Annotated in this window: 26 protein-coding genes; 14 read left to right on the top strand and 12 right to left on the bottom strand. The window is 40.9% G+C overall.

The genetic code is table 11. The features are described 5' to 3' along the window. Positions 1 to 234: 234 nt before the first annotated feature. The 9 genes from H1R81_RS13025 (at position 235) to H1R81_RS12985 (ending at position 7,725) form a co-directional block, all read left to right on the top strand. A complete protein-coding gene (locus H1R81_RS13025; protein WP_181841161.1) occupies positions 235 to 1,203 on the top strand; it encodes an alpha/beta hydrolase in 969 nt (322 codons plus the stop codon). Positions 1,204 to 1,413: 210 nt separating this feature from the next. After that, entirely contained in the window at positions 1,414 to 1,758 is a 345-nt protein-coding gene (locus H1R81_RS13020; RefSeq protein WP_181841160.1) for a winged helix-turn-helix domain-containing protein, read from the top strand. 135 nt (positions 1,759 to 1,893) lie between these two features. Continuing rightward, a complete protein-coding gene (locus H1R81_RS13015) occupies positions 1,894 to 3,012 on the top strand; it encodes a cytochrome-c peroxidase (protein ID WP_181841159.1) in 1,119 nt (372 codons plus the stop codon). Then, complete coding sequence (locus H1R81_RS13010; protein WP_181841158.1) at positions 3,009 to 3,512, top strand: molybdopterin-dependent oxidoreductase; 504 nt, start codon at positions 3,009 to 3,011, stop codon at positions 3,510 to 3,512. The genes H1R81_RS13015 and H1R81_RS13010 overlap by 4 nt, the downstream gene beginning before the upstream one ends. A 171-nt stretch (positions 3,513 to 3,683) precedes the next feature. After that, complete coding sequence (locus tag H1R81_RS13005; protein ID WP_181841157.1) at positions 3,684 to 4,259, top strand: Crp/Fnr family transcriptional regulator; 576 nt, start codon at positions 3,684 to 3,686, stop codon at positions 4,257 to 4,259. Positions 4,260 to 4,369: 110 nt separating this feature from the next. After that, positions 4,370 to 5,023: an NADPH-dependent F420 reductase gene (locus H1R81_RS13000; protein WP_181841156.1), complete on the top strand. Its 654-nt coding sequence runs from the start codon at positions 4,370 to 4,372 to the stop codon at positions 5,021 to 5,023. A gap of 24 nt (positions 5,024 to 5,047) precedes the next feature. Next, the gene (locus H1R81_RS12995; protein WP_181841155.1) at positions 5,048 to 5,743 is read left to right on the top strand and encodes a hypothetical protein; all 696 of its coding nucleotides are present in this window, start codon (positions 5,048 to 5,050) and stop codon (positions 5,741 to 5,743) included. Positions 5,744 to 6,016: 273 nt separating this feature from the next. Then, the gene (locus tag H1R81_RS12990; RefSeq protein WP_181841154.1) at positions 6,017 to 7,138 is read left to right on the top strand and encodes an acyltransferase family protein; all 1,122 of its coding nucleotides are present in this window, start codon (positions 6,017 to 6,019) and stop codon (positions 7,136 to 7,138) included. Between the two features lie 236 nt (positions 7,139 to 7,374). Continuing rightward, positions 7,375 to 7,725 (top strand): cupin domain-containing protein, encoded by a 351-nt coding sequence (locus H1R81_RS12985; RefSeq protein ID WP_181841153.1) that lies wholly within the window; start codon positions 7,375 to 7,377, stop codon positions 7,723 to 7,725. A gap of 44 nt (positions 7,726 to 7,769) precedes the next feature. Here the strand turns inward: H1R81_RS12985 and H1R81_RS12980 are convergent, their stop codons facing one another. From H1R81_RS12980 to H1R81_RS12965, 4 genes are all read right to left on the bottom strand, one after another. Further along, positions 7,770 to 8,309 (bottom strand): DUF4136 domain-containing protein, encoded by a 540-nt coding sequence (locus H1R81_RS12980; RefSeq protein WP_181841152.1) that lies wholly within the window; start codon positions 8,307 to 8,309, stop codon positions 7,770 to 7,772. Between the two features lie 119 nt (positions 8,310 to 8,428). Beyond that, complete coding sequence (locus tag H1R81_RS12975; protein WP_181841151.1) at positions 8,429 to 8,719, bottom strand: hypothetical protein; 291 nt, start codon at positions 8,717 to 8,719, stop codon at positions 8,429 to 8,431. 322 nt (positions 8,720 to 9,041) lie between these two features. Further along, positions 9,042 to 11,117: a hypothetical protein gene (locus tag H1R81_RS12970; protein ID WP_181841150.1), complete on the bottom strand. Its 2,076-nt coding sequence runs from the start codon at positions 11,115 to 11,117 to the stop codon at positions 9,042 to 9,044. 100 nt (positions 11,118 to 11,217) lie between these two features. Beyond that, positions 11,218 to 11,805, bottom strand: a complete 588-nt coding sequence (locus tag H1R81_RS12965; RefSeq protein WP_181841149.1) for a glycoside hydrolase family 19 protein — start codon at positions 11,803 to 11,805, stop codon at positions 11,218 to 11,220. A 180-nt stretch (positions 11,806 to 11,985) separates the two neighbouring features. Between H1R81_RS12965 and H1R81_RS12960 the strand changes: the two genes are divergently transcribed. Continuing rightward, the gene (locus tag H1R81_RS12960) at positions 11,986 to 13,227 is read left to right on the top strand and encodes a multidrug effflux MFS transporter (RefSeq protein ID WP_181841148.1); all 1,242 of its coding nucleotides are present in this window, start codon (positions 11,986 to 11,988) and stop codon (positions 13,225 to 13,227) included. Here H1R81_RS12960 and H1R81_RS12955 read toward each other — a convergent pair. The 8 genes from H1R81_RS12955 to H1R81_RS12920 all read right to left on the bottom strand — a co-directional run bounded on the left by H1R81_RS12955 (position 13,220) and on the right by H1R81_RS12920 (position 22,470). After that, on the bottom strand, positions 13,220 to 13,636 hold the full coding sequence (locus H1R81_RS12955) for a response regulator (protein ID WP_181841147.1): 417 nt from the start codon (positions 13,634 to 13,636) through the stop codon (positions 13,220 to 13,222). The genes H1R81_RS12960 and H1R81_RS12955 overlap by 8 nt on opposite strands. A gap of 116 nt (positions 13,637 to 13,752) precedes the next feature. After that, positions 13,753 to 15,276: a terminase large subunit domain-containing protein gene (locus H1R81_RS12950; RefSeq protein WP_181841146.1), complete on the bottom strand. Its 1,524-nt coding sequence runs from the start codon at positions 15,274 to 15,276 to the stop codon at positions 13,753 to 13,755. Between the two features lie 91 nt (positions 15,277 to 15,367). Then, the gene (locus H1R81_RS12945; RefSeq protein WP_181841145.1) at positions 15,368 to 15,910 is read right to left on the bottom strand and encodes a helix-turn-helix domain-containing protein; all 543 of its coding nucleotides are present in this window, start codon (positions 15,908 to 15,910) and stop codon (positions 15,368 to 15,370) included. Between the two features lie 593 nt (positions 15,911 to 16,503). Then, positions 16,504 to 19,149, bottom strand: coding sequence for a phosphoenolpyruvate synthase (ppsA, locus tag H1R81_RS12940; RefSeq protein WP_181841144.1), 2,646 nt, complete (start codon positions 19,147 to 19,149; stop codon positions 16,504 to 16,506). Next, the gene (locus tag H1R81_RS12935; RefSeq protein WP_181841143.1) at positions 19,133 to 19,603 is read right to left on the bottom strand and encodes a MarR family winged helix-turn-helix transcriptional regulator; all 471 of its coding nucleotides are present in this window, start codon (positions 19,601 to 19,603) and stop codon (positions 19,133 to 19,135) included. The genes ppsA and H1R81_RS12935 overlap by 17 nt, the downstream gene beginning before the upstream one ends. A 267-nt stretch (positions 19,604 to 19,870) precedes the next feature. Beyond that, positions 19,871 to 20,545, bottom strand: a complete 675-nt coding sequence (locus H1R81_RS12930) for a lysoplasmalogenase family protein (protein ID WP_181841142.1) — start codon at positions 20,543 to 20,545, stop codon at positions 19,871 to 19,873. Positions 20,546 to 20,929: 384 nt separating this feature from the next. After that, on the bottom strand, positions 20,930 to 21,493 hold the full coding sequence (locus H1R81_RS12925) for a hypothetical protein (protein WP_181841141.1): 564 nt from the start codon (positions 21,491 to 21,493) through the stop codon (positions 20,930 to 20,932). 203 nt (positions 21,494 to 21,696) lie between these two features. Then, positions 21,697 to 22,470 carry an AMP nucleosidase gene (locus tag H1R81_RS12920; protein WP_181841140.1) on the bottom strand — a complete coding sequence of 258 codons (774 nt, stop codon included), beginning with the start codon at positions 22,468 to 22,470 and terminating at the stop codon, positions 21,697 to 21,699. 89 nt (positions 22,471 to 22,559) lie between these two features. Between H1R81_RS12920 and H1R81_RS12915 the strand changes: the two genes are divergently transcribed. The 4 genes from H1R81_RS12915 (at position 22,560) to rplI (ending at position 24,428) form a co-directional block, all read left to right on the top strand. Then, a complete protein-coding gene (locus tag H1R81_RS12915; protein WP_181841139.1) occupies positions 22,560 to 23,009 on the top strand; it encodes a type I restriction enzyme HsdR N-terminal domain-containing protein in 450 nt (149 codons plus the stop codon). 224 nt (positions 23,010 to 23,233) lie between these two features. Further along, positions 23,234 to 23,632, top strand: coding sequence for a 30S ribosomal protein S6 (rpsF, locus tag H1R81_RS12910; protein ID WP_181841138.1), 399 nt, complete (start codon positions 23,234 to 23,236; stop codon positions 23,630 to 23,632). 14 nt (positions 23,633 to 23,646) lie between these two features. Further along, positions 23,647 to 23,901 carry a 30S ribosomal protein S18 gene (rpsR, locus tag H1R81_RS12905; RefSeq protein WP_101727506.1) on the top strand — a complete coding sequence of 85 codons (255 nt, stop codon included), beginning with the start codon at positions 23,647 to 23,649 and terminating at the stop codon, positions 23,899 to 23,901. An 83-nt stretch (positions 23,902 to 23,984) separates the two neighbouring features. Then, positions 23,985 to 24,428, top strand: a complete 444-nt coding sequence (gene rplI / locus H1R81_RS12900; RefSeq protein ID WP_181841137.1) for a 50S ribosomal protein L9 — start codon at positions 23,985 to 23,987, stop codon at positions 24,426 to 24,428. Positions 24,429 to 24,461: the final 33 nt, after the last annotated feature.

Genomic DNA, 24,461 nt, shown 5'->3' with positions numbered 1-24,461 from the left:
TTTTAACAAGCTTTATTTAGATTTCTGGAGTTAGAAGACAAATGATATTAATGAGGTACGATTTTAGACAAATAGGGGCGTAACTTATGAGATTGATGCTTAACAGTTACAAATGCTGAATAAATATTTAGACTATATATTGTCATTGTTTAGCTGCAAAAATTCTCACATCCTTTTTGGCAAAATAGTACTTATTTCATTTATTTTTGTACATACCTCTAATTACCCTATTCTATGAAAAAAATACTCAAAAGAACCATGTATATATTACTCTTACTGATAGGTGTTACCCTTGTAATCGGATTGATATTAGCTTTTTGGCCTAACGAATCAAGAACCGGCCATGTGGGCGTTACACCTGAAGAGGCAGCAAAATTAAGACAAAATTATGTCGGCCCACATGATACCCTCACAACCACCGACGGTGAAGTGTTGTTTTTACGAAGATGGAATCCTGATAGCATTGTCGACTCCAAAAAAGACCTTGCAGTATTGATTTTTCATGGAATTACGGCCCATAGTGGTGCTTATGATATGGCCGGAAAAACCTTAGCCGCCGGTGGTTATACAACTTTTGGGCTTGATTACAGAGGGCATGGCTTGTCGGATGGTAATCGCGCAGATAGTCCGGGTAAGGAAAGATTTACGGCCGATCTGGCAGAGTCGATTAAGTATATCAAAGGGCTTGGATTTCCAAAAGTGGTAGTGATGGGGCATAGTCTTGGAGTAGTTTCAGCCATAACTGTGGCTAATGCTGTGCCGAAGGAATTGACGGGGCTGATATTGCTCTCTGCGGCGTATGAACGTAAAAAAGAAGCTGAAGTAGTATCACCTACAGCTTTCCAGAAAGCCAAAATTGTAGCTAACTCTATCCTTCGCCCATCGCATCAGGCGGTGGAATATTACCGCGAGGGGATGGTCGTTTCAAAAGATCCTTTGTACAATTATACTTATACACTTCGGTTTGTAACCATGATACCTACAAAAGACCTGAGAATACAGCAGGATATGCGTATTCCGATTATGGTAGGCATTGGTGATAAAGACGAGTTGTTTACAGTTGAAAAAGCCAGAGAACTATATGACCTTATACCGGGTAATCAAAAGGAATTTGTAGTGCTGAAAGATATGTATCATGCCAAAATTCCTGTTGAAAGCTGGGAAACCTGTGTCGAATGGCTGAACAAGACATTTATAAAGTAGTCATTCTGTCATTTTAATACATAGCTTAATAAAAACCGAACGTATTATGGGTAAAAATGGAGAGAAATAAATATTAATCACCGAATTAATAAAATTGTTAATTGATTGTGGTTCAAAGTTACTTTTTCATACTTGATATGCTCAACTTTTCGGCCCAGTATTTATACATATTATAGCAGGAAGTATCTTTACCACAAATAACTTTACAGCATGGAAAGAAACATAAGAATAAGCCTGAGCCATTGGGTTTTTATAGATGATGTCAAGTTTTTAGGGCCGGGTAGAATCCAGTTGCTTGAAGGGATTGCAGAAACAGGGTCTATTGTGAAAGCAGCTCAGAAAATGGGAATGTCATACAAAAAAGCGTGGGATATGGTAAGTTCTTTAAATACACTTGGCAAAAATCCTTACGTGATTACTCACAAAGGTGGTCAGAATGGAGGTGGTGCTGAACTTACTGAATCTGGTAAACAGGTGATAGAGACCTATAAAAAACTGGGCGATAAACTAAGAGCTGTGGCTGATGCCGAACAGGAACTACTCAATCTTATCTAATCTTATTTTAACGAATTTCATACTTCAGTTTTTTCATTATCTTAGCGATATATCTTTAAATATATATCGATGAATTATGGAGGAATCAAGTATTTATACTAAACCTTGTTTCTTACTATATTGTTCGCTCAATAAATGAACCATTATACGCACATATTACCCAGAATCAAACGCAAATGGTTGTTATTGTGTGTGGCTTTGCTGAAGGTGGTTTTGAGTGCTTTAAAGGTGGATGATGGGAAGCCTGAGCCTTATCCATTGGTCTATCCTGCTAATTTCGGTGGGAGGTTCACGATTCCCGCAGATAATCCTTTGACCAAAGAAGGGGTGCATCTGGGGCGGATGCTGTTTTATGAAAAACAACTATCGGCTGATAATTCACTTTCCTGTGGCAGTTGTCATCAGCAGAAACTGGCTTTCAGTGATGGGAGGGCTTTAAGTGTAGGGGTTGATAAATCATTGACGAGCAGGAACGCAATGGCATTGGTGAATCTGCTCTGGGTACGTAATTTTTTCTGGGATGGCCGTTCTGCAAGTCTCGAAGACCAGGCGGTTTTTCCGATGACTAATCCGCATGAAATGGGACAGTCGTTGGATGAATCGGTCAGAAAATTACAACAAACACCTGTTTATCCTGCTTTGTTTAAAAAGGCATTCGGCACAGCAAATATTGATGCCGATAAAATCAGAAAGGCTTTGGCGCAGTTTGAACGCACCCTCATATCCGCTGATTCGCCCTATGACCGTTATCTGGCAGGTACTTATCAACCCACTTCGCAGGAATTAAGAGGTATGACTCTTTTTATGGAAGCTCCTGCGCCGGAAAGAGGTATGAGAGGGGCTAATTGCGGACATTGCCACGGTGGGCCGAAAACTTTTAAAGAGCTATTTCATAACAACGGCCTGGATGCCGCCCCTAAAGACACAGGCATAGAAGCCATCAGCCACCAAGCAAGCGACAAGGGCAGATTCCGTGTACCTACGTTGAGAAATATCGCCCTGACAGCCCCGTATATGCATGACGGCCGATTCAAAACACTGGAAGAAGTAATTGACCATTACAACGAACACCTACAGGAGAGTGCCACATTGAGTACTTTTCTGAGAGGGACGTCTAATGAAAAAGGAGGGAAGACACTCTTGTTAAACGCCACCGAAAAAGCAGATATAATGGCTTTTTTACATATGCTCACAGATACAACCTTTATTAATAATCCGGCATTTTCAGACATTAATTATTCGCAGAAACAATGAGAAATATCAGAAACATTGGCTATCGCCTGCTTATCTTATTTTTGAGTATCTCTTTGCTTAGCCATGCACAAAATACGGCTACCCTAAGCATCAGCGGTGAGGTATTAACCCCGCTTGAACTAAAGAAAGAAGACCTGGCCAGCTATAAACAGCAGACCTATAAAACCAAAGGCAAAGAGGGCAAAGAACATGAATACAAGGGTGTAGCATTGGTAGAAGTACTCGAAAAAGCCGGAGTAACACTTGGCGGCAAACTCAGAGGAGAAAACCTGGCTAAAGCTGTACTCGTAAAAGCTGCCGACGGCTACGAAGTGGTTTATTCATTGCCCGAATTAGACCCTGAATTTACAACCAACGTAGTACTATTGGTTACAGAAAAAGACGGCGCACCACTCCCCACAGGCGAAGGCCCATTCCGACTGATTGCCCTGCAAGACAAAAAACAGGCAAGATGGATAAGAGAAATACGGGCTATCAAGGTGGTGTTTGTGAAGGATTAGTCCTCGTGTCACCCCTATACTCGTCCGCAAAAGGGGGTGGCACTGGTAAGCACAGGGAGCTGTTTTTGAGCATGGACAAGGAATAAATATAGCGAACAGGATGCGGCCGTGGCTTAGTTTTGTGCGGTAAGTTTAAAAAATCCCTAACTTAGCCGCAAATATCTATGCACCATGCAAGCCCTTATCAATCATTTTCAGAAATATATCCCCCTGAATGAAGCTGAAATACAACTGTTGGAAGGCAGGGTAAAAGAGCGGAAAATCAAAAGAAAACAGATGATTCTACAAGAGGGCTTTGTGTGTAAGCATTACTCTTTTGTTGTATCCGGCTGCTTTAAAATGTATGGCATTGACGACAAAGGCTATGAACATAATATCCAGTTTGCTGCCGAAAACGACTGGATTGCCGACATAGGGAGTTTCCATTCCCAAAAACCAAGCAAACTGTTTATTGAAGCCATTGAACCGGCAGAAGTTATTCAGATTGAGAGGCAGGATTTATACTTTCTCTATATCAATATTCCCAAGCTCGACCGTATTTTTAAGGTTATCATTGAGAACAAATTTGTAGAGTTACAAAACCGGGTTCTGCAAACCTTCAGTTCAACTGCCGAGCAACGCTATCTGAGTTTTCTGGAGCAATACCCCAATCTGGCCAATCGTCTTCCTAATACACAAATCGCCTCTTATTTAGGTATTACACCTGAGTTTTTAAGTAAAGTACGTAAAGATTTAACCAGAAAATAAGCGACAAATCTTAATCTACATTAAGGGTATTTCTTAAGATAGGTTAAGGACGCTAACCAGCCCCATAGCCTAATTTTGCATTATCAAATTAATCATAAATAATTAAGATAATGCAAGCAGCAAACACTTCAAAAATAGCTATCATCGGCCTTGGAACGATAGGTCAGGTTGTAGCAAAGAACCTGGTAAACAATAACAGGGCAGTAATTATAGCCGACAGAAACCTTGATAAAGCCATTGGCTTTGCAACGCAACTGGGCAGTCTTGCCACACCTTCAAGCATCGGAGAGGCCATCAGAGAAGCAGAGGTTATTGTTATGGCTGTCTGGTTTTCGGCTATCAAAGAACTTTTCTACCAGTATGAGACATTGCTACAAGGCAAAATTATCATCGACCCTTCAAACCCGATTGCACCGAACCAGAAAGGCGGTTTTGACAAAATCATCGGCACAGACGAATCTGCCGGGCAAATCAATGCTTCGCTCTTACCAAAGGGTGCAAAGTTAGCCAAAGCGCTGGGTACTTTAGGTGCGGCCTCTTTAGCCCATGCAGCCAACCAGCAACCTGCCTCAGTATTGTTTTATGCTACTGATGAGGCAAGCATCAACGAAGCAGTGGAAAACCTGATTGAGGCAAATGGTTTTGTGCCTGTTCGTGTGGGTGGGTTAGACCAGTCAATCCGTATAGAGGTATTAGGTGATTTGCATGAGTTCGGGGCGTTGGGCAAGACTGTTACGGTTGCCGAAGCAGAGGGAAAGATTTAATATACGATTTAAAAATCCAGTAAAATGAAAAAAATATCTGCGATTTTCTTATTAAACCTTTGCGCCTTCGCTTTACAGGCGCAAAAGGTAACTTTGAATAACCAGACCTTTGAACTGAAAAACGTGACAGGCTCGGTTGTTGAACTAAATGGTGAAAAGGTGTTAAAGATTGAAAGGGATTTAAAAGCGATTCCTTTTGATGTAAACAGATTGGGTACAACCGTTGATGAACCCACTTATGCCAGATTATTGAACCTCGACCTGGAAGATGGAATCATTGAAGTGAAGATGTTAAGTCAGATTCAGAACCCTTCGCCTTTTGCTTCTGCACAAGGGTTTATCGGGATTGCTTTCAGAATTAATGAAAACGATACAGCCTTTGAGAATATTTATCTGAGACCAAAAGTCGGGAGGTCGGATAACCAATTATTCAGAAACAAAACAGTTCAGTACTATGCGTATCCTGATTATAAATTTGACCGCTTGCGCAAGGAAGCTAATGGCAAATACGAAACTACCGCCCCTGTAGACCTTAATGACTGGATTACAATGCGCATTGAAGTAAAAGGTCCGTGGGCAGAGATGTATATCAATGATGTCAGATACTCGACTTTTATCGTAGATAAACTATTAGGCAAAACCACAAGCGGCACAATTGGCTTATGGGTTGATATTGGTACAATCGGATATTTTAAGGATTTGAAGGTTATCAGGTTTTGATTAACTGTGCCATGTCTGCACCGGACTTGCATTTGTAGAAGCAAATGTGAGCCAAACTAATATTTCCAGTAAAGATTTGTCTTCGCCTCTTGATAAATGATTCAATCCACTGCCATAGTCAGGCAGTGTCCGTTGCTTTTCTTCGTATATGACTATGGAATCAATAAGAACTTTTGATTTTTTTTTGTAATTTTACTAAATCCGTCAGTTGTGCCGCATACATTCAAGTCCCTTTTCAAGACATTTGTCCGAATGTTAAATTAGATGTAGAAAATGAAAAGACTGTATTATTTAGATAATTTAATGATATGTCTATCTATTCTGGTTGTACTCCATCATGTTAGTATTGCCTACGGGACAATGGGCGGCTGGTGCTATGTTACGTCTGAAAAACTACCTGGCACGGCTCAAATTTTTCTTTCAACCATAACCGGACTCGAGGCATCATTTTCTATGAGCCTTTTCTTTTTCATTTCCGCTTTTTTAACAATACCTTCATTAGAGAAAAAAGGCGTATCCAGATTTATAAAAGGAAGATTGATTCGCCTGGTGGTGCCTTTATTATTTGTAATGATTATTTTTGCCCCAAGTATTTTATATTTTATTGAAATACACAATCAGACAACCCAATTGTCGTGGTTTAATTATGTATTACAGCAAAACACAAAACCCTATACCTCTCATGTGTGGTTTATTCTGGTGTTGATAATTTTTGAATTAGTATATATAGCCTATTGGAAATTTATAAAACCTCATTTTTCTATTTCTAAAAGCATACCCGATAACATCCCTACACATATAAATATATTGGCGGTTATTCTTCTCTGTGGTGGTCTTACGCTAATTGTGCGACAATTTTTTCCTCTTGGACAAAATTTTATTGGTATAGAGTTTTCCAATATCACTCCTTACATTTTCATGTATGCATTGGGACTCTTAGTATTCAGGAAGCATTGGCTTGATGATATTTCCAGAAAAGTGGCAATAATATGGTTTCCCATCTCACTCATTGCAGCCGCTTACTTTTGCGTTATTATTTATCTTCTTTCAACAGAACCAACTATTGTTAATAAATTTGTTTCGGGCATTACCTGGGAGTCAGTTTCTCTTTCATTCGCTCAGGTTTTTTTGTGTATTGGATTCTGTGGTTTTTTCCTTCATCTATTTAACAAAAAACTCAATGCTACAAATTCTACATTATCAATAATAAGAGAAAATAGATACGGGGTTTATATTTTCCATTCTGCTGTTGTAGTTGGAGTTACTATTATGCTGGAATCTTTAATGCTTAAGCCATCTGTTAAATATATTATAGCCTGCATTTTAAGCATTGTATTTTCCTTTATGTTTGTTGGGTTGATTCGTAAAATTCCTTTAGTGAAGCGAGTAATCTGACTAAGAGAAGCAAGGTACGACGGCACAACAAAAGGTTTGCCGTAAGGCTGGCGGACGGAATAACCATCATCAGTTCTACTACTATCAGCGAATATCGGGCAGACCGAATTCTATTTAGCTTTTAGTATTTATAATATTTAATTTCAATATCAGTAATTTAATCGGCTTCAGTTGCCAGGCAGATACAGCAACAATTCCAACCCTGCGGCAAGCCTCGAACATAAAATTATACGGCCATGATTAATATTTCAGAGTTAGCATTAATCGAAGTAATTACAGGATTTAAAGCCAGATTTGTTCATACTGATAAACTTACTTTAGCTTATTGGGAGATTGAAAAAGGGGCGATTCTGCCAATGCACGCGCATATTCATGAGCAGATTACTACTGTTTTAGAAGGGAGGTTTGAACTGACCATTGGTCAGGAAACAAAGGTTTATGAAAATGGCCTTCTGGCAGTTATTCCACCCAATGTCATTCATAGAGGAAAGGCACTGACAGATTGTAAAATTTATGATGTTTTCTATCCTGTGAGAGAAGATTATAAATTGCTGTCGAACCCGCCGGTATCTACAGATAGTAAGTAAACAAATTATCCAACCGGCCTTGTGTATTCTCTATGAACTGAATGCTACAAAGGTGCGATCAGTTCTTGTAATGCCTTGTTTATACCCTCCTCAAATTTTGTCTGCTTTTCGGGGAGTATGCCTTCTATGCCGCCTTTCCAGACCAGCTTATTCTGGCTGGAATTTACAAAATCGAGTAACAAAGTCCCCTCTCTGTATCGTCCTGTTTCTATCTCCTCGCTTTTCCAGGAGTACCGCCGTTGGCCGATATAACGGGGGGCATCCGTCCGGAAATCGGTTCTTCTTGTCTGGATTTTTTCCTTTACTACTATGGCAAGGTTTATTTTCAAATCCGGCTCATTGCTTTGCGTCAATCCTTTGGAAACCAGATTACGGCTGATGGCATTTTTTATCAGATTAAGGTTTTCGGTGAATCGTTCCGGTAAGGTGTCACCTTTTGCTTCAATCTCATAGAATCCAAAACTTTTATATTGAGTGAGACTGAAATTATCCACCTGATTTGATTTCAGTATTTTATACTGTGGAGAACATCCTGCCAGTAATGCCATACAAACCACAAACAGATATATTGGTAGCTTCTGCATATTGATACTGTTTTAAAATTATTTATGAGTCATACCATTTCAAAACGAAATGGTATGAATACTATTATCACCGATACCCGTTACATACTTTGGATAGGTGCTGTAGAGTGTAAGGTTCATTACTTTTTCTTCAACTCTTCCTTAGTGTCTTGATAGACCTCATTGTACTCCTTTTTCTCATCGCTTTCGATGGTAGAGCCAATTGCACCTCCGATTACCAGACCTACAGGCCCGGCTACAATTGTACCTAAAACCGCACCTATTACGGCATTTTGGGTTGTATTGGCCTCAGGTGGATTGGGTGTATCATTGATGGCGTCTTCCACCGCCTTTCTGGTATTCGAATTAATATCCTCGTTGTGTTTCTCTACTTGCTCTTTGATGAACTTCTTTTTTTCTGCCTGTTTCATAGTTTTAAAAGATTATGTTGTGTGATAGACTGTTTAAAATGATAAACATATTGTAGTACACTAAATATTCGTGCCACTTGTGTAGAGAAAGGAAAACAATGGGTAATTTACCTTAGAATCATTGCCTTGTTATAAATTAACTTTTTAATGGAGATTGGCAGAAAGGTGTTTTTTTGAGTTGACAGTTTAATCACTGACAAACAACAATTCGGAAAAGGCAGATAGTTACATCTTTGTTGAACAGGGAATGATTAAGTCTTTTCGATTTAAATGGAGGCACTAATGATTTACATCTTCACTTATTATAGTTAGAATTTTCTTCCTATTTGACTGGGCAAAATTTCCCTACATATTCATTTACTTCTGTAGTATATATATTAAGTAATTGATCCATAATATAAGCATCAACTATTTCAGGTAGGTGATAGCTATTAGTATTACCCGTTTTAATTTCTACTCCAGTTGAACCAAATATAGCCCCCACATCTAATCCCAGCAAACCTTTTGTGTCATGAGCTTTTGAGGCATAATAGACTATGCCATGAATCGGTTTAATGGCCTTTACTTTAGGAAACGCAAATCTGATTTCATTATAGTAATTACCAATTACCAAGTACCCCCAGGCAGCCATTAAATCCGGGTGTTTTTTTGAGTATTCTTTGAAGATTTTTTCAATATCCGAGTTTTTTAATGTCTCATAGTTTATATCTTTAATATAATTGTCCCATTCTTCAAATGCCTTTAGAAACATACTTCTATTATCCCCTTTCAGGTTTGGGAAATCTCCTGATTTTAAATCTGCCAAAAAAGCCATCCGCATCTTTTCCCAGGTACTTTTGCTTCTTAATGCATTCATCTTTTCTGTAGCTATTTGCGCCTCTCTTTGAGCTTCTGCTTCAAGCAAGCGTTGAGCTCTGGCTTCTGCCTGTTCTTTTTGTCTGGCAACTTTTATCTCGGCAATTGCCAAATGCTCAAGGTTCTCTAAATACTGAATGTCAGTCTTATCTAATAATGTATTAATAGGAGAAGACTCGTTCAAGGTTATATGAGCCTTTTCATATAATTTATTGCTTGCTTCTATCAAAACTTTGGTAACTTTCTTTGTAAAATGGCTTCTGTAGTTTTCTGTGAGTAGGAGAGCGATTGCCTTCTTTATAGATTTGTATTCTGGCATATTTATAGTGTTCGATTTCAGGAAACCAGACAGGCCGTTATCTAATAGATAATCGAAAAGTGCCTCAATGACTTTTTCCCAGTTTCTTTGATAAGATTCAGAATTAATAAACTCTTTAATAGAGTTATTCATCTTGTTGCCTCGATCCACATTCCAGTTTTCTTCATTTTTAAGATAGGTTATCTGGCTTTCGTTCGATTGCGTTTTTTCTAATAATAAGCTAATTGATTCATGTCTGTTCTTACTGATATTATCAGTTTTTGTAGTCGTTAAAGGCTTCAGTATTATTCCATACTGTGAGTGAACGGCGGCATCGCTTTGGGCCTTTATTTGTATGATTAAATTATCAAGAATATTAGACTCAATCTGAAAAAGATGATTGTTGATTGTTTCAGGAACGGAGGATGTCAGGTCGTTTTTCAGTTCGTTTATTTTCTGAACTTTCGCGTTAATAAAAGCATTATTCTTTTCGATGCTTTCCTGAAAATCACTTATTAAAACTGCCTTTGCTACATTTACATAAATGTTATCATGAATTGCCTCAATCTCAAAAGCAAGTTTTTTCAACTTATCGCTTTTCTCCGCCACAAAATTTCCGGTCTTTGCTCCAAAAAAAGAGATAGATCCTAAGATACTGAGGTAAACAAGGCTATTGGTAAAATGCTTTTTCACCTTCTTTACTTTTACATCTTTGTCGTACAGCCACGGAATCAGCATACAAATAATGGCAAGTAATACAAATATCAGATAACGGTTGGAATTAAGGGTTTTGATATAGAAATGATTCTGTATCCATGTGAGTAAAACCTGGATTTCACCTAAGGTGATTGTTAGTTCATTGTAAAACAATTTATTTTCTGCCCATGCCTGGAGAAAATACCAGATGAAACTAACTACTAAATAGGGTTTGAGGAATGTAATGAAACCATCAAGGATTGTAACATTGCGTTTTATTCTTTTATTTCCTTCGATTTTATCATCAACCTTCCATTCGTCAGCCTTATATTTGAAAAGGTAGGTAATCAGGTATTTGAGGAAATTATCAGCAGTTTGAGATTTGTCTGAAAGTATGCCAGGGTAATCTTCTGCTGAAATAGTTTCAGAGTTAACCTTTTGTAAATACCTGATCTGATAAACCTTAAGAGAAGATAACAGAAGATACATCAATATCCCGATAATCGGATATAGACGGGTAAAAAGTATTAATGTATTGTCGGTTATCATTGTTTCAGCAACAGGATAATGTATAAGTAAAACTAATTAAGGATTATAAATAATTAAAAGACCATTTTGCCCATGAAAAATCACTCCTGATTCTTTCTGCCTACATCATATAACTGATACAGCTATAGTAGTTTTTAGCAACGGTGGCTATTAGCTCGGCTTTATCGGTGCCGTTGATGATTCTTCGGGCATTCTTCCAGTCTTCTTTGGTTTCGTTGAAATAGTCGCTTAGTTTCTTTCCTGTAAACAAACCCCTGAGCATACCAATAAAAAGGATTCTGGTTGAGTTGCCAAGCTCTAAGACGAGTTCGGGATGACTGATGAAGTCCTGATTTAAAATTTTACCCATTGCTTCATAGTTTTCGTACCAGGTAAGCTGTACAAAGCCCCGGCCGTAGAATATATTGGGGGTATTGGTGTAGCGGGTCTTTTTGTCAATTTTCAGATTCTCGCCATAGGGTCTGCCTTTCCCTTTGCCAAACTCTTCAATGCCCTGAAAAGTGGTGCTGGTTTCATGGTGCACCGTTGCGAGCATATAGGCAAGCCAGCGGTCGTCGTCGTCGTTGTGATTTGCCTCCCATTCATCAAGTATTGCAGTTAAACCCTGCACCTGTCTGGTTGAGAGCTTACCGTTGGGAAAGAAAGGCCGGCAGCGGTCGAAAAAGAATTTCCTGTTAATCTTTGCCATAGTCAGAAGACCTTGATTTTAGAGAATTGATTAATAGTGTTTTAAACAAAGATTGAATAAAATATAATAAGAAGCAATGTATTCTTATTTTGCGGCACCTATGCCTGAAAGCCAGTGAAAAACAGTTTGCCGGACTTAAGTTTTTCTGCCTATATTGCACGGTTTTTTTAAAACTAACCTATGGGCGGTAATCGTTTTTATCTCATTATTATTCTGGGCTTGCTTTCGGCTATCGGGGCTTTTTCGATTGATACCTATATTTCGGGGTTTCCGAGTATTGCCGCCGATTTTCATGTAAGTATTGATACGGTCTCTTATTCAATCTCAAGTTTCTTTCTGGGTATCTGTATCGGGCAAATGATCTGCGGGCCTTTGTTAGACCGCTTTGGCCGGCGCAAGCCTTTGCTCATAGGCTTGTTTCTTTACACACTGGCGTCGGTGGGCTGCGCTTTGTCTACCTCTATTGAAATGCTCATTGTCGTTCGTTTTTTTCAGGCATTGGGTGGTTGTGTGGGTATTGTGGCACCCAGAGCCATTGTCAGAGATATTTTTCCACTTAACGAAATTGCCAGGGTTTTCTCTTTACTGGTGCTGGTTTTAGGGGTTTCACCAATTATTGCTCCTACTATCGGGAGCTACCTGATTATTGGTTCTGGCTGGCAGTCGGTTTTCTGGTTACAGGTTATTATCGGACTTTCGTTGCTTATTACTGTATTCTTTTTCCTGCCCGAAAGTCGACCCGGCGATGTGTCAATGTCTTTACACCCAAAGGTGGTGAGTGTTAATTTCTTCAGGATTTTTACCAATACCCAGTTTATTACCTATGCGCTTTGCGGGGCTGTGGTGTCGTCGGGAGTATATGCTTATCTGGCCGGGTCGGCGGTGGTGTTTATGAAAATATACGGTGTAAACGAACAGCAGTATGGGTATATTTTCGGTATGACGGCAGCAGGGCTTATCGGCAGTAGTCAGCTGAATACCCTTGTGCTCAGGAGGCGAACCAGTATGGCGATAATCCGGATCGTATTGCCGATTCAGGCTGTACTGGGTTTATTGCTGGTGGGGCTGAGTGTTGCGGGTTTACATACATTTAATAGTATGGTGCTGTTTGTTCTGGTGTTTATCAGCTGCCAGGGGTTTATTCAACCCAATACAACGGCTCTATCGCTGGCTCCGTTCACCAAAGATGCCGGAAGTGCCTCTGCCTTGATGGGCGCTATACAAATGAGCTTCGGGGCGTCGGCTACTGCTTTAGTGGGGTGGCTGGGCAATGGTACGAGTATTCCGTTGACGGCTATTATGGCTGCCTGCCCTGTAATTGCTCTGCTTATTCTGCTGGCAGGGAAGTTGATTGCGCCTTTGCCACCTGTGCCACACCTGTTTTCGGAAGAAGACAGGCGTGGCACTGAGGATGTCAGTTAGGATGCAGACACCGTTTCCAGTATTCTACAATTAGCTGAATGTCTTTTTTGGTTTGTTCGAAATCGTGGCTTTTCTGGAAAAAACCCTGCACGGTTAGTTTGGTATAAGCCTCTTTGATATAATCCTGATTGGCTGTGGTGGTATAAAATACAAACGGGATAGTTTTTTCTCTTAACTCTTCGCTTGCATCTATTTCCCGTTTTAGCTCAATGCCGCTTTGACCGGGCAGATTTATATCACAGAAAATAATAAAAGGCTGGTCGGTAGTAGATTTAAGGAAATTCTTGGCTGCCTTGCAGGTATCAAACCAAAGCAATGGATTTTTAATGGACAGTTCAATAAATGCCTCTTCTAAAAACTTTTTATCGTCAATATCGTCCTCAATTAAAATAATTGGTCTGGTTGTCATTGGTTGTTATGTTAAATGCACTCAAAGGTACAGAAATAATTACTCATATTGTAGTACTAAAAATGTGTGCCAGAGGGGTGTACTACAAAAGATGAGGGAGTATTGGTATGGCTTGGTTAATAAGCTCCTAAATCATATTTTGGTTTTAGTTCAAATAGTTCACGCATCATAAGCATATCCATTAAATCGGGGGATTGGTTGTTGAGGGTTACTTTCATTTGTTCTTTGGGAATAATACGTTTTTTGCCATCGGTGTCTGCTCTGTCTTTTTTGATGGCTTTGCGCTCGTACATGAATCGTTGGCGGACAGTCATTTTATCGTCATACATCCGGTTGGCTACTTCGGCTGTAATTCTGTACTGGCCTTTGGATACAGCATAGCCTGAGCGATAATAGAGTTGTGTTTTGAGGTTGAGGTAGTCTTCTTTGATGATTCTGCCACTGAGCGGGTCTTTGACAGGGATAACCGCCGCCCCACCATGAAAGGGGGTAGAGCCGATAATAAAACCGTCGATGAAGCCACCAATGCCATCTGAATCATAAGCGATGTTCCTGTTTTGTACTTTGTATTTCTGTGCCATTTCTATAATGGTGTCAATGATCTCGTTGCCTTTGGATTTGTCGATGATGGCGAGGTCTTCGAGGGATTTCCCTTCCCAATAACCCACTACAAACTTGCTGGAGCCTTCCAGTGCGATGTCGGCCGTGATATATCTATCTGCCGTGCGGGTCTGGTAGGTATTGTTGAATACGCCGAGGAAATCCTCGTATTTGTAAATGTCGAGGTCTGAGGGTACAAATTTCCAGTTGCCTTTGAGTAGCTGGGTCTGGGTTTGTTCGTCTTGTGCCAGCAGATTGCCGATATAGGAGGGGTCTTTTTCGAGCAGTTTTCGGTTGTGATAAACCGAACCTGATACAAAGGTGATAGACTTGATGAAATGCTCTTTTTTCAAGTCTGATTCTTTGAGAATATCATTGAGAAAAAAAGCTGCTTTTTCGTACACTTCGGCAATGCTATTGCCCCAGATATAGTTAGAGCCGTTTTTAGTGAAATACCTGATAGTGCCGTTTCGCCCGGGTATCGGGAAGCCGTCGTCACCTATCCACCATTCAATCAGGTTGTAGACCCAGCTTTCGGGGTCCGGGTTGCAGGTGGCACGCACATAAGGTCTGATGCCGCATACTGACCTGTTGCGTGAGAGCAGGTAAAAGAACATCTTCTCGGTGAAGTGCGTCAGTTCGTCGAAACCGATGAAGGGTATCTGTGAACCTTGCCAGTGGAGCACATTCTTTTCGTGTTCGAGGTGTGCAAACCTGATTTTGTTGACCCGATTGCTGTCTAACTCGAAGAGCCATTCCAGACTCGATTCACGGGGGCGGGCATTGGGGATTTTTGAATAGAGGTTCATGGAGGTATCCCAGAGGCCGCCTTCGTTTTTTACCTGTGTGGTGGTTCGCCGGAACACCACTCCGCCAAAGCCTTCTACCTGTGTAATATGTTTGAGCGGGTCAAGGAGCAAACAAAACGTTTTGCCCACGCCTGCTGCTGCACCACCTATTACGATGTCGGCGCCTGACGAGAGGGCCAATAGCTGATAACCGGCTTGTGGGCGTATTTTTTCGATTGTCGGGGCTGTCATTGTATCTTTGTTGTGTGTTGTCGGGGTTATAGTGCAAACAAAACGTTTTGTTGAGACCTGCTGCTAAACCGCCTTTTGTGGTAGTGTTTTCTCAGTCGTTGCGGCCATCATTGGGGAGTTCAAAGATGGTGATGACGGGTAGTTTTTCGCCGCCTGTGGTGTGGTCTATCTCCTGTTTTTCTCTCCAATGCTTTGGCTGACGGTTTTTGAGCCAGAATATCTGTGCCCGGGTGTCGGGGGCCACTTCTCTTGTGATTATTTTTACGGTTCTGAGACTGTTGTTGCTATCAGGCTGAGATTCTTCACTGGCTGTCTCTTCCATTCCTGCCTTTTTTACAGGTATTTTTGCTGCCTGTGAAATGATTTCCTGATAGGTATAGCCAATGGCTCTTTTGTACAGGCTTCCGGCTACTTTCATATCGGCAAATTCTTTTCCGACCCTGATGGCTTCACGGAAGCTGTGGTATTTCTTTTTCCAGTTGTTGAGGGTAGTGACAGAAATTGTAAAGAAACGGGCGAGGTCTTCGTCCATAGCGCCCAGCAGGCAGTAATTGTAGGCTTGCTCGTCAAATTCGGGGGTATAGCGGGTTTTACCCCGGCCGCCTGTATTGCTCTTGTTTTTCTCTTCGGTCATAGCAGTAATTGTTGTGTGATTCCGGTAAATTTCAGGTTTTGAATCGGACTTTCAAAGTGTTCTGAGGTTTTTTGTCTGAAATTGAACTGTTGGTAGTCTGAGCGAATGAGTCTGGGCGAATCTATTATCGGGTTAAACAGACTTTAAATTTTTTTTCAAGGCTGTTGTCGGAACTATGGTTTCGACATTATACTTTTCTGGTTTAATGGTTTAAATAATTTCTTTGTTTATTTGTTTATTTATACTGTCAATGCTTTGGTGCGTGCTTTAGTGTTGCTTTAGCTTATGCTTTGGTGTATGCTTTATCGGGTGCGTTAGGTTATGCTCTGGTATGTGCTTTGTCAGATTTTGATAGGGCTATGAGGTGGTCCGGTTTGTAATATCTGAATGAGCTGTTGGGAAATAAGTAGCTAATCTTGTTGGCAGAATTAAAGGTTTTGTATAGAAATTTTTCACTGGGGAATGAACCCCACTCTGACCCCCGGCATGGCGGAGGATGAGAGAGTGGGGTCTTATCTCTTTAAAAAAAGTCTCGCCTCCATTACTTCTGAGACCAACGCCGATTGAATGAGCAGCCAACGGAAAGAAATGGATTATTGAGTGAGGATTTGCACCCACCCCTCAGTGCCGTTCACCCTGATTCTATCGCCATCTTTAATCAGTTTAGTGGCGTTTTCTACGCCTACAACTGCTGGTAAGCCGTATTCGCGGGCGATGACTGCGCCGTGGGTCATTAGGCCACCTACTTCGGTTACCAGGCCTTTGATGGAGACGAAGAGGGGTGTCCAACTCGGGTCGGTGAAGGCTGTGACTAATATGTCGTTTTCTTCGAGGTCGGCGTCTTCCATGTTCAGAATTACGCGGGCTCGTCCTTCAATTATACCAGAGGAAACAGCTAAGCCAATGATGGCTCCGCCAGGAAGATTTTCGCGTTTGTACTGACCTGTAATAATTTCGCCGTCAGAGGTCATTACCCTTGGTGGGGTTAGTTTTTCATAGTTTTTGAAATCTTCTTTCCGTTGGCGGATAAGGGTATAATCTAATTGATGGGTGGATACTGCTTCACGTAGTTCTTCAAAACTGAGGTAGAAAATATCTTCTTTTTCGTGGATAACTTTCGCCTGCACCAGCTTTTTAGCTTCTTTCAGCAATGCCTGTTTATAGATGAAATAGCGGCTAATCATGGCATATTTGGGGTATTCGCGATAACCCGCCAGGTCACGCACCAAAGCAATCATTTGTTTGGTTTCTCGGGCTTTTTGTTCTCCATCCGGCAACTGCTTCAAGCGTTCTGATAAGTCCTGCTCTTTTTTCAAAGCCTCTTGTAGCCCCTGTTCAAATTTCTGTTTGCTTGCTCCGGTTTCAAAGCTTTTGATATTATTAAGCATTGCCGGAATAAGTATTGATGGCTTTTCAGCCCAGCGGGTTCTCGTAATATCAATTTCTCCGGCACACCGCATACCATATTTATCAAGATAGGCTTCAATGGCTTTTTTCGCTTCTGTTCCCCCTGCAAAATCAGGTAGTTTGTCCAGAAAATTATCGTTTTTTGTGTGTTTCAGGTAGTCAATTAATTGAGGATAAGGCCTGATCAAATCTGCCACGTCTATGAGTTCCAACCCCATTTCGGCGGTAACATTATTGGGTACAGACTGAGAAAGGGTATCTGCTACGTTTTTCTCGCCTAACCATTCGTTCATTTTTTCGTTTATCCATACCGCCGCATTCATACCGGTCATTATGGCTCCAAAACTCTGCGGGGCGTGTACGGTCTGTTTTAATTCCTTAATATCTTCGAGAATAAAATCAAACACTTCTGCTCCGGATTTCAGCTGAATGTTTTGCTTTAAGGTCTCTATGGAGGCCGTACTATTTTTTATTAAACCAGCCACAACTTTTGCCGCTCCGCCGAGCGAATCATAGTTATTGAGGGCCTGGTAATTTGGAGGAGGGGTGCTTTTGTTGCCTTTATCTGAATCCGGCTCATTTTCATCTTCCGGCAGCGACTTTATAAAATTTCCGCGGTCAATCAGGGTAGTGAGGGCATCTTTTACGAGAGGGTCGAACCTGCCTAAAGTGTCAATTATTGATGGGCGGCCTTTTGGGGAAAGCAACATGGGAGTTACATCCACAAACAGCCTTCCACCCGCTACACGCATGGTGGCAGGCGTGGTTAGTAACCAGACAGCCAACCCGAGCGGTTTCATGGCGTCTGTCATCATCTGTGCATGGCCTACTGACAGGTAAACATGATTCTGTTCATCTTCTTGTTTGGGAATGGGGTATAAAGTGGTAACAGGGCGGCTCTGAACTATATAAAATTTCTGATTGGCCAGGCACCATTCAATATCCTGCGGGCTACCGAAATGGGCTTCAAGCTGCCTGCCCATGCGCGCAAGTGATAAAATCTGCTCATCGGCAAGCACTTGTTTATTCTGCTTTTCGGGGGCAATTTTCTGTTCGTTGGTGCCTCCGCCAGGTAAGGCATCAATGGCTATTTTCTTGGTTGCTATTTTTTTGTCGATAACTGTATCGTCAGCGACTTTGTAAACATCGGGATTTACAAGACCGGATACGAGTGCCTCGCCTAATCCGAAGCCTGCATCGATGGACAGGACTTTCCGGTTGCCGCTGATAGGGTCGGCAGTAAACATAATTCCCGATGCCTGTGGGAAAATCATGCGCTGTATAACCACCGAGAGGTAGACTTTGTGGTGAGGGAAGTTGTTCTGAATGCGGTAAAATATGGCTCTTTCGGTAAATAATGATGCCCAGCATTGACTGATATGTTGCAGGATTGACTCTTGCCCGATGACATTGAGAAAGGTATCCTGCTGGCCTGCGAAAGACGCCGTCGGGAGGTCTTCTGCGGTTGCACTTGAGCGCACAGCATAGGCTTGCTCCTTGCCCGCTGTTGCGAGATGCCTGATGATTTCTGCTGTTATATCGGGAGGAATGGGGGTGTCTGTGATGGAGGTGCGAATCTTGTGGCTTAGCCCGGCTATCAGGGCACGGTCTTCTGTTTTCAACAGAGATAGTTGCGCCAGTAGTTTGTTAATCACCGGGTTTTCTGCCATGATTCTTCTGAAAGCGTCTGTTGAAACACAAAAGCCATCAGGTACGCAGATGCCCTCAATCCGGGCAAGTTCGCCCAGATTGGCGCCTTTGCCCCCGACTATGGGGAGCTTTGCGTGGCTGGTCTGGTGAAAACCAAGTATGTATTCAGGACTGTTTTTCATGGGGATTGCTGAGTTTATAGGTTGTGTTTTCCATGATTGCAATGGCTTTTGAAAAATAGGTTTCAAGTATTGCCATTTCAGTATCGACAAAGGAAGCGAGGAGTTCTTCTGAGGCGCTGCGAAAATCTTTGTACAAGGGTACAAACAATGCCATGATTTTTTCGGTGTCGGCTTTGATGATTACCTTACGGCGGTCGTTTTCGACGAACTGACGTTTTACAAAGCCTTTCTTTTCAAAGCGATCTATAAGGCCGGTAACAGCACCTGTAGTGAGGCCTGACAGGTTGGCCAGTTCTCCGGCGGTCATTTGTCCTTTTTCGAGGAAGAATCCTAAATATTTATGGTCAGTGCCTGAAAGTCCGGCTGATTTGGCGATGGTTTCGTGCATCTGAAGAGAAGCGTAGGCGTAATGCTGGCTGAGTTTTCTTACTTTTCTTATCTGATTGTTTTCCATTATCTTTGTTAATAAGTATCTTAGCGATAAAGATAAATTAAAAAATTGAGACTGGCAAATGGGGTGGAGAAAATGGGTTGGGAATGGGTCTGTTTTTTTTCAGGTTTTTGCGTGTGCCTAATCCTTGATTAAGCATGAGGGCTTTGACGGAACAGTAAGATTCTGAAGGTCTGGGAAGTTCAAAATTAGTTACTACCTGATTTTCTTGCAGGATGTAAACTGACTATTAAAAAAACAGAGAGCAGTCTTTGTCTGACAGGCTAATACTCATTTCTTATCGACAGGATAAAAATTCTTATAGGTTCTGATAATACCCATAAATATAGCGAATTGAGCAAAGCTGTAAACAGATTTTATCAGAATTGACCCATTCGGAAACCGGATAATAAAAGAAAAATATATTTCACTGATAGTCACAATAGCCAACGACATGGCACCGGCAAGAAACCATTGGTAGCTACTTTTATTGGTTTTTCGCAAAAGAGCCGTGATATACAATAAGGCCAGAAAAACCATGTAAATCATGGAAGCAAAAAAGTAATCAGAAGGAATTTTGTAAAAAACGATAAGAACAGGCGAAACTATCAAAAGCGTTTGAGCTATTACACTCAGCAATTCTCTGCCGGATACTCCTAAAACAGCCTCTTTACGAACAGTAGCAATATAAAACGAATAACTAAGCATATATACCACTATCGCAAGCACCTTCACAGTCGTATTCCTGACTTCAAGCATAATATCTGCTGCTGCTGCCAGCAAAAGCCCGATACTATAGGTATAGTCTTTGAGCTTGTACTCTCCCTTGCGGCGCAGGTAATAAAAAACTAGCAGGCATAATACGGGTAAGGCAGTCAGGAAACTCAGCTTATCTCTGTAAAGCCTGTAACCTGCAATTTCAACCAGACAACACAGTATATAAATCAGTACTAATCTAAAGGGCATTAATCATACAGTAATTATCAGTCAAAAATAGGGTGTTTTTGTGGATTTTGGAAATAAATTGTGTTGATGGCTTGGTAGAGGCTTTCGGGGTGTAGCCTGAGTAGAGCGAGGGGACTCTGACTGGACTGTAAAACAGTATTTTGGCTAAAGCCGATTAGGATAATTGCTTTCAATTTACCCCTATTTGAAAATACGGGCAATTGATAAAAAGCAAGACTTTAAATCAATTGCCGCCAGCTTTAGCTGCGGACGCGGCGCGGGTGGTGCCAAAATGTAATACCTAATGGGCTTTAGCGGACGCCGCCCGGCCAAAATTCTACCCACAATAAACTATCTTTTGTCTCTCTTTTCTATTTGTAAAAACAAGCACAAGCTAAGTGCAAATCAATTTCTTTTTACCCACGACGATACATCCGTGATTTTATTCCATTCAAATACTATATCACCTATATTGTCAAGTGGGGAAGAGTAGTCTGTTTTACCTATGAAATTTGTTTGTAAGCTGCTGTTTGTACAATTACAGTTTAGCTGCTGAACACGGGCAGGAAAAAGTTTGTATAATTTCAGACGCTTCTCTAACAATACCTCATCTTTATTTACACCGTCTGGTGGAGCCTCTATTCCATTAATATAAAGTTTTGTAGCCGTTAGATCTACTACCTCATTTTTACAGGTATAGGTAAATTCTACTCTATATTCAGGTAATTGATTTTTTACTACGGGTATATAATAAAATCCGGTACCATCGTCTCTAAAAGTAAGCCTTTTCTCTAATTTTGTCACCTCAGTGTTTTTTATATCTTCGGCAGAAAATGCTTTTAAGGGGGTATTGCTGCCAAAAGTACCTTTAAGACATGGAGCCAGGTTCACGGTTTGGCTACCTCCGCAACCAACCACTAAGAAACAGATGATACTTAAAGAAAAGAATAAAAGAAGAGATTTTTTCATATAAAAAACAATTTAGATTTTAGTCACTTTGCTGTTTAAAATGAGCTATTTTTATAAAACAAAATTAGCTATAAATCATGGCAAATATACAAATTCGCTCACAACCCAAAAAACAAAAAAAACAGCCATAAAGCTGTTTACGTTAATACAAAAATTAAAAGACCCCCTTTAGGGCGGTCCGTCGCACGGTTAGGGGCTGCTCTCTACTCAAACCTCAAATGTTTCACAGACTCACCTGAGTTGGCTAATTCTTCTAATGAATCAATCCCAATCTGTAAGTGATTTTTTACGAAATTACCCGTTACTTTTTTGTCGCTTTCTTCGGTTTTTACGCCGTCCGGTGTCATTGGGTTGTCAGATACCAATAATAATGCTCCGTGTGGGATGGCATTGACGAAACCGACGATAAAGATGGTGGCGGTTTCCATATCAATAGCCATGGCACGTATTTCTTTGAGGTATTCTTTAAATACGGTGTCGTGTTCCCATACACGGCGGTTGGTGGTATAGACTGTTCCGGTCATGTAATCGAGTTCATGTTTTTTAATCATTGAGCTAACGGCCCTCTGTAAACGAAATGAGGGTAGGGCAGGAATCTCAGGTCGGGCATAGTCATTACTGGTTCCTTCTCCGCGAATGGCCGCAATAGGCAGTATCAGGTCTCCTAACTGGGTTGTTTTTTTCAGACCTCCGCACTTGCCTAAGAATAATACGGCTTTAGGCTGGATAGCCGAGAGTAAGTCCATCACGGTTGCGGCCATAGCGCTACCCATGCCGAAGTTGATGATGGTGATGTTTCCGGCCGAGGCAGTTTGCATGGGTTTGTCTTTGCCTTTTACTTCAACCTCGAACATCTCGGCAAACATATCTACATAATTGTGAAAATTGGTCAGTAAAATATAGGGTTTAAACTCTGATAGGGGGGTGCCTGTGTATCGCGGAAGCCAGTTTGCAACAATCTCTTCTTTTTTCTCCATAATAAATTTATTTTTGTTTTAAAATCAGGTGCAATTATCTGAAGCCCGAAAGTGGCCCGGATAATTTAACGCTTTGTTAATATGAAAAGATGATACAGCTAAACCTGCCACCTTTCGAATACAAAATTAAGGAAATTGAGGGAAAAATCTGCATTTTCGACGCTATCCGTCGAAAATACCTGGTTCTTACGCCTGAGGAGTGGGTAAGGCAGCACTTTGTGCATCTATTGATTAATCATTATCAGTATTCTAAAAACCTGATACGGCTGGAGGGTGGCCTGAGGTATAATCAATTGCAGAAACGATCGGATATTGTGATTTTTGATAATGACGGACAGCCTTTCCTGTTAATTGAGTGCAAAGCACCTGAAGTGCCCATTAATCAGGCGGTTATTGAGCAGGCATCGCGGTATAATCACACCATGCGTTGCCCGCATATTGCCATTACGAATGGTTTGAAGACTTTTTGTTTTGAGATTGATTTTGAAACACAGGGATTCAGGCAATTGCAGGATATTCCAAAGAGGAGGATGGAGTGAATGAGTGAATGAGTGATTGAGTGAATGAGTGATTGAGTGAATAATTATGATAGAAGTTTATTTATTAAACATTCGCTCATTCGTAATTCACTCATTCGCTATTAATCACTCAATCATTCATTAAAAAAAACTTCTATCATTTTTCATTTTACAGAAAAATTCCTACCTTTGCACCCTCATTTTTGAGAACAAAACATTAATTCTTAATTAAACACTGTTTTAGTATGTTTCAAAACCAGTATGAGACAGTTTTCATTCTAACTCCCGTTTTATCTGAAGCCCAGATAAAGGAAGCTGTCGAAAAATTCAAAAAAACATTAACTGATAATGGTGCTGAGTTAGTTCATGAAGAGCATTGGGGTCTTCGTAAATTAGCCTATACCATTCAGCACAAAAACACGGGCTATTATCAGTTGTTCCAATTCAAAGCAGATGCGAAGATCGTGGCGACTTTGGAAACAGATTTCAAACGCGATGAGCGTGTTATGCGTTATCTGACTACGAAATTAGACAAATATGCTCTTGACTACAGCGACCGCCGTAGTAAAGGTTTAATTGGTAAGAAAAATTCAGAACCTGCTAAAGCTGAAAAAGCAGAGGCAACAACCGAAGAAAACGCATAATGAAAAATAACACAATGTCATTAGTAAACGATCCGGTAGACAGAAAGGATACTGCTCGTAAAAAATATTGCCGCTTCAAGAAAGCCGGTATTAAATATGTAGATTATAAAGACCCGAATTTCTTGTTGAAATTTGTGAATGAGCAAGGTAAAATCCTTCCTCGTCGTCTGACGGGCAACAGCCTTAAATTCCAACGCAAAGTTTCGGTAGCCATCAAACGTGCTCGTCACCTGGCTTTATTACCATTCGTAGCAGATGGATTGAAATAAATTACGAATTAGCGAATTAGCGAATTAGTGAATACTTCCATTAGATTCGCCATTCACCATTCACTCATTCACAATTATTTAAGATGGAAATAATATTAAAAACTGATATAGTAGGATTGGGCTACAAAAATGACGTGGTGATTGTAAAGCCAGGTTATGCCCGTAACTACCTTATTCCGCAGGGCTTTGCACAATTAGCCACTGCGTCGAATCGTAAGGTTTTGGCAGAAAACCTTAAACAAGCTGCTCATAAAGCTGAGAAAATCAAAACTGCTGCCATAACGATGGCAGAAGCTATTGGTGATATGGTGATCGTGATCCCGATGAAAACGGGTGAGAGCGGTCGTATCTTCGGTCGTGTGACAAACACGCAGGTTTCTGATGCCTTGAAAGAAAAAGGATTTGAAATCGACCGTAAGAAAATTGCATTGGAAGATATCAAAAATGTAGGTGATTATACCGCTACGCTTGACCTTCACAAAGAAGTGAAACACAAAGTAGCTGTACAGGTAGTTGCTGAAGCGTAATTGTTATTGACGATATATTAAAAAAGGCCTTTC

It is taken from the genome of Emticicia sp. BO119 (genome assembly GCF_013912375.1).
In the GTDB taxonomy this organism is placed as follows: Bacteria; Bacteroidota; Bacteroidia; order Cytophagales; family Spirosomataceae; genus Emticicia.
Note: the sequence above shows the minus strand (reverse complement) of the source record. Positions and strands in the feature narration are given on the sequence as shown.